4 protein-coding genes are annotated in these 5,770 nt (G+C 67.4%); all 4 read left to right on the forward strand.

The annotated features are described in order from the left end of the window. The coding region (locus ACXJKH_RS12975) for an alpha-ketoacid dehydrogenase subunit beta (RefSeq protein WP_457319830.1) at positions 1 to 923 on the forward strand (923 nt) is incomplete at its 5' end. 3 nt (positions 924 to 926) lie between these two features. Beyond that, on the forward strand, positions 927 to 2,870 hold the full coding sequence (gene asnB, locus ACXJKH_RS12980) for an asparagine synthase (glutamine-hydrolyzing) (RefSeq protein WP_457319832.1): 1,944 nt from the start codon (positions 927 to 929) through the stop codon (positions 2,868 to 2,870). Between the two features lie 311 nt (positions 2,871 to 3,181). Continuing rightward, positions 3,182 to 3,742: an NADPH-dependent FMN reductase gene (locus ACXJKH_RS12985; protein WP_457319834.1), complete on the forward strand. Its 561-nt coding sequence runs from the start codon at positions 3,182 to 3,184 to the stop codon at positions 3,740 to 3,742. A 205-nt stretch (positions 3,743 to 3,947) separates the two neighbouring features. Continuing rightward, positions 3,948 to 5,372: a replicative DNA helicase gene (locus tag ACXJKH_RS12990; protein ID WP_256775545.1), complete on the forward strand. Its 1,425-nt coding sequence runs from the start codon at positions 3,948 to 3,950 to the stop codon at positions 5,370 to 5,372. The last annotated feature ends 398 nt before the right edge of the window (positions 5,373 to 5,770 follow it).

A 5,770-nucleotide genomic window follows, 5' to 3' on the forward strand; every position in this document is an offset into this window, starting at 1 on the left:
GGGTGTATACGGTCAGCAAGGGCCTGCTCAAGGCATTCGGTCCGCGCCGGGTGTTCAACACGCTGCTGGACGAAACCATGATCCTGGGCATGGCCCAGGGCCTGGCCAACCTGGGCATGCTGCCGATCCCGGAGATCCAGTACCTGGCCTACCTGCACAACGCGGCCGACCAACTGCGTGGCGAGGCCTGTTCGCTGCAGTTCTTCTCCAACGACCAGTACCGCAACCCGATGCTGGTGCGCATTGCCGGGCTGGGCTACCAGAAGGGCTTCGGGGGCCACTTCCACAACGACAATTCCATTGCCGCGCTGCGCGATATCCCCGGGTTGGTGGTCGGGTGCCCGTCGCGGGGCGACGACGCGGCGATGATGCTGCGCACGCTGGCTGCACTGGCCCGGGTCGATGGACGGGTGTCGGTGTTCCTGGAGCCGATCGCGCTGTACATGACCAAGGATCTGCACGACCCGGGCGACGGCCAGTGGCTGTTCGCCTACCCATCGCCGGAGCAGACGATGTTGCCGGGGGAGGGGCGGGTATATGCGCCGGAGGCCAGCGACCTGGTGGTCTTCACCTATGGCAACGGCGTACCGATGAGCCTGCGCGCGGCGCGCACCATCCAGGCCGAGCTGGGCTGGCAGGTGCGGGTGGTGGACCTGCGCTGGCTGGTGCCGCTCAATGCCGGTTTCATCGCCGAACAGGCGGCCGACGCCCAGCGTGTGCTGGTGGTCGATGAGGGCCGGCACAGCGCCGGGGTGGGCGAGGGCGTCATCACCGCGTTGGTCGAAGCAGGCCTGGGCCACCTGCCGTTGCAGCGGGTCAGCGGTGCCGATACCTATACGCCGCTGGCGGGGGCAGCAATGTGCGTGCTTCCAAGCGACAATGCGCTGGTAAGCGCCGCCCGGGTACTGGCGCAGGATCTCTGACGCATGTGTGGATTGGCAGGAATGCTGCTGCCGGCTCCGGTAGCGGAGCAGGCAGCACTGGAAGAGCTGGCGCGACGCATGGGCGACGCGCTGATCCATCGTGGCCCGGACGACAGCGGGGTGTGGGCCGATGCCGGGCGCGGCATCGCGCTGGCGCATCGGCGGCTGAGCATCCTGGACCTGTCGCCGCTGGGCCACCAGCCGATGGCGTCCGACGACGGGCGCTACGTGCTTGCCTACAACGGCGAGGTCTACAACTTCGCCACGCTGCGTGCCGAGCTGGAGGCCTTGGGGCACCACTTCCGCGGGCACTCCGACACCGAGGTGCTGCTGGCCGCGTTCGTGGCGTGGGGGCTGGATGAAACCCTGCAGCGTGCGAACGGCATGTTCGCCATCGCGCTCTGGGACCACGCCGAGCAGTGTCTTTGGCTGGCCCGCGACCGGGTCGGCAAGAAGCCGCTGTATTACGGCTGGGCCGGCGATGCGCTGGTGTTCGGATCGGAGTTGAAGGCGCTGTGGCAGCACCCGGCCTTCGACAACGACGTCGACCGCGACGCGCTGACCCTGCTGCTGCGGCTGGACTACATTCCCGCCCCGCACWGCATCCATGCGCGCTGCTTCAAGCTGATGCCGGGGCGGGTGCTGCGCCTGGACGCGGCCACCGTTGCCGCCGGTGCCGCCGCACACCGGCCGGACCAGCAGCAGGTGCCGTTCTGGAATGCGCGCGAGCGCATGCAGCAGGCGCTGGCGTTGCCGTTCATCGGCAGCGACGACGATGCCGAGGCGCAGCTGGACGGCCTGCTGCGTGACGCGGTGGGGCTGCGGATGGTGGCCGACGTGCCGGTCGGCGTATTCCTCTCCGGCGGCACCGATTCATCGGTGGTGGCCGCGCTGATGCAGTCGCAGTCGTCCACGCCGATCCACAGTTTCAGCATCGGGTTCCAGGATTCGGATCACGACGAGGCGCCGCTGGCCAAGGCGCTGGCGCAACACCTGGGCACCGATCACACCGAGCTGTATGTCAGCGGCGCCGACGCGCTGGCGGTGGTGCCACAGTTGCCCGCGATGTTCGACGAGCCCTTTGCCGATGCCTCGCAGGTGCCCACCGCGCTGGTGGCCARGCTGGCGCGCGGGTCGGTCACCGTGGCGCTGTCGGGCGACGGCGGCGATGAGCTGTTCTTCGGCTACAGCCGCTACCAGCGTGCGCTGCGCAACTGGGCGATGCTCGGCAAAGTGCCGGCACCGCTGCGGCGCTGGATGGCGGCCCATTCGCAGACCCAGGGTGAGGCCTCGCGCACCGGCGGCCTGGCCGCGCTGCTGGCCGAGACTGGCGCGCGCGGCATCGGCGATGTGTACCGCAACCGCATCTCGCGCTGGCGCGACCCGGTCGCGGCGGTGAAGGGGGCCACCGGGGCCGGCAGCTTCTACGACCTGGCCGACCCGCTGCACGGCGCCGGCTCGCCGGCCGACGCGATGATGCTGGCCGACTTCAACACCTATCTCCCCGATGACCTGCTGTGCAAGGTCGACCGCACCAGCATGGCGGTCAGCCTGGAGGCGCGCGCGCCGTTGCTGGACTGGCGGGTGGCCGAGTTCGCCTGGTCGCTGCCGCTGTCGATGAAGCACCGAGACGGGGTCAGCAAATACCTGCTTAAGCGCGTGCTGGGCCGTTATGTGCCGCAGGACATGGTGCACCGCCCCAAGCGCGGCTTCGGGGCGCCGGTCAGCGCGTGGCTCAAGGGCGACCTGCGCGGCTGGGCCGACGAACTGCTCGATCCGGCGCGGCTGGCCGCGGAGGGTGTGTTCAACGTGGAGGCGGTGGCGCCGCTGTGGCAGCAGTTCAAGCAGGGCGAGCGCAAATGGCACACGCACCTGTGGAACGTGCTGATGTTCCAGGCCTGGCAGGCGCACTGGCGCGAGGTGCGCGCGGGCGTCGAGCGCGGTTGAGAGTGCGCAGCCACCCATGGGGTGGCGCTACCGTGCGGGGTGCTGGAGGGCAGGGCCACGCCATTCGTGGCTGACGTGCCGATGATCTGTGGTGCAAAGGCAGCCACCCATGGGGTGGCGCTACCTTGCGGGGTGCTGGAGGGTAGAGCCACGCCATGCGTGGCTGACGTGCCGATGATGTGTGGTGGAAAGGCAGCCACCCATGGGGTGGCTCCACCCTGCGCGGTGTGGGCGCCTGGCCGGGCCCCCTTCACCGTCGCCGAAGGTGCGCCCGCCTAGGCTCGGGGTTTCCCCCAAACGGAGACATCCCCATGGCCGAAGTGAAGATCGCGGTACTGGTCGGCAGCCTGCGCAAGGGCTCGCACAACAAGGCGCTGGCCCATGCGCTGGAGAAACTGGCGGCCGGCAAAGCGCGTTTTGAGTACGTGGAGATCGGCGACCTGCCGCTCTACAACCAGGATTTCGACAAGGACTACCCCGCCCAGGGCGTGCGCCTGAAAAAGCAGATCCGTGACGCCGACGCGCTGCTGTTCATCACCCCCGAGTACAACCGCTCGATCCCCGGCGTGCTCAAGAACGCCATCGACCTGGGCTCGCGTCCCTACGGCGACAGCGCGTTCGCCGGCAAGCCGGCGGCGGTGGCCGGGGCCTCGATCGGGGTGATCGGCACCGCGCTGGCCCAGCAGCACCTGCGCAATGTGCTGGCCTACCTCGACGTGCCGGTGCTCGGCCAGCCGGAGGTGTTCCTGCACTTCAAGGATGGCCTGATCGACGAGGCGGGCAACATCGGCAACGAGGCCACGAAGACGTTCCTGCAGGGCTTCGTGGACAAGTTCCTGGCCTGGATCGCCACCCACGGCGGTCAGCATTGAGCCGGGCGCTTCTGCGATAATGGTGGCACGGCGGGCGCCGCAACGGCGCCTGTCGCACGAAATGCGACGGCTGCGGCCGATGCTGCCGGCAACTGCCGGTATACCCAGCTCATCCACCGCTTATCCACAGGGTTGTGCATGGCTGTGGCGGTCGCTCCGTGCCTACCATGCCCCATGCTCCGCACTGCAGGAAGTACGCCTCGATATGTCCGCCCGCTCTGGCTTCCGTTCCGACCGCAAAGACCGCGGTGACCGTTTCGACCGCGATGAATCGCGGATCGACCAGCTGCGCGTGCCCCCGCATTCGATCGAGGCCGAGCAGGCGGTGCTGGGCGGACTGATGCTCGCCCCGGAAAGCTACGACCGCATCAACGATCAGCTGACCGAGACAGATTTCTACCGTCGCGACCACCAGATGATCTACCGTGCGATCCGCGAGCTGTCCGAGCGCGATCGTCCGTTCGATGCGGTGACCTTGGGCGAGTGGTTCGAATCGCAGGGGCGGATGGAGCTGGTCGGCGATGGCGCCTACCTGATCGAACTGGCCAGCACCACGCCGTCGGCGGCCAACATTGCCGCCTACGCCGAGATCGTGCGCGACAAGGCGGTGCTGCGCCAGCTGATCCAGGTCGGCACCGACATCGTCAACGACGGCTTCCAGCCCGAAGGCCGCGAAAGCAGCGAGCTGCTGTCGGCGGCGGAAAAGTCGGTGTTCGCGATCGCCGAACAGGGCGCCCGCGGCCGCACCGATTTCGTGGCGATGCCCGGCGCGTTGAAGGACGCCTTCGAAGAGCTGCGCAACCGCTTCGAGAACGGCGGCAACATCACCGGCCTGCCGACCGGCTACGCGGATTTCGACGCGATGACCTCCGGCCTGCAGCCGACCGACCTGATCATCCTGGCTGCGCGTCCGGCGATGGGCAAGACCACCTTTGCCCTGAACATCGCCGAGTACGCGGCGATCAAGTCCAAGAAGGGCGTGGCGGTGTTTTCGATGGAAATGTCCGCCTCGCAGCTGGCGATGCGTCTGATTTCCTCCAACGGCCGCATCAACGCCCAGCGGCTGCGTACCGGCCAGCTGGAAGATGAGGACTGGAGCCGGGTCACCGGCGCCATCCGCATGCTGAAGGAAACCAAGATCTTCATCGACGACACGCCGGGCGTGTCGCCAGAAATCCTGCGCTCCAAGTGCCGTCGCCTCAAGCGCGAGCACGACCTGGGCCTGATCGTGATCGACTACCTGCAGCTGATGAGCGTGCCGGGCAACAGCGAAAACCGCGCGACCGAAATCTCGGAGATCTCGCGTTCGTTGAAGGGCCTGGCCAAGGAACTCAACGTGCCGGTGATCGCGCTGTCCCAGCTCAACCGCTCGCTGGAAACGCGTACGGACAAGCGCCCGGTGATGGCCGACCTTCGCGAATCCGGCGCTATCGAGCAGGACGCGGACATGATCGTGTTCATCTACCGCGACGATTACTACAACAAGGAAAACTCGCCGGACAAGGGCTTGGCCGAGATCATCATCGGCAAGCACCGAGGCGGCCCGACCGGCGCGTGCAAGCTCAAGTTCTTCGGTGAATACACGCGCTTCGACAACCTGTCGCACGACTCGGTGGGGTCGTTCGAGTGACGCTGCAGGTGTGARGCTGCAGGTGTGACGCTGCGGGTGTGACGGTGGTGGCGGCCGTGGGTTGGCAATCCGGTGAATCCGGTGAGTCCGTTTAATCCGGTGAGTCCGGTGAGTCCGTTTAATCCAGTGAGTCCGGTGAATCCGGTGAATCCGAACCGGGTAGGTGCCGACCGTTGGTCGGTACGCTTCGGCACCGGTCCCGGAGCAGGGTAGAGCCGAGCCATGCTCTGCTGCTCTTCCGGCAGCGCTCCGGGTGCGTCAGCCGAGCATGGCTCGGCTCTACCTCCCGCCTATGGCCGGCCGAGCATGGCTCGGCTCTACCTCCGCCTCTGGCCAGCCGAGCATGGCTCGGCTCTACCTCTCGGCTATGGTCAGCCGAGCATGGCTCGGCTCTACCT

It is taken from the genome of Stenotrophomonas sp. P5_B8, assembly GCF_054049855.1.

What these genes read in the sequence shown, in the direction of transcription:
- ACXJKH_RS12985 (WP_457319834.1), top strand. Translation starts at nt 3,182, where the DNA reads ATGGCCGAAGTGAAGATCGCGGTACTGGTCGGCAGCCTGCGCAAGGGC.
- ACXJKH_RS12990 (WP_256775545.1), top strand. Translation starts at nt 3,948, where the DNA reads ATGTCCGCCCGCTCTGGCTTCCGTTCCGACCGCAAAGACCGCGGTGAC.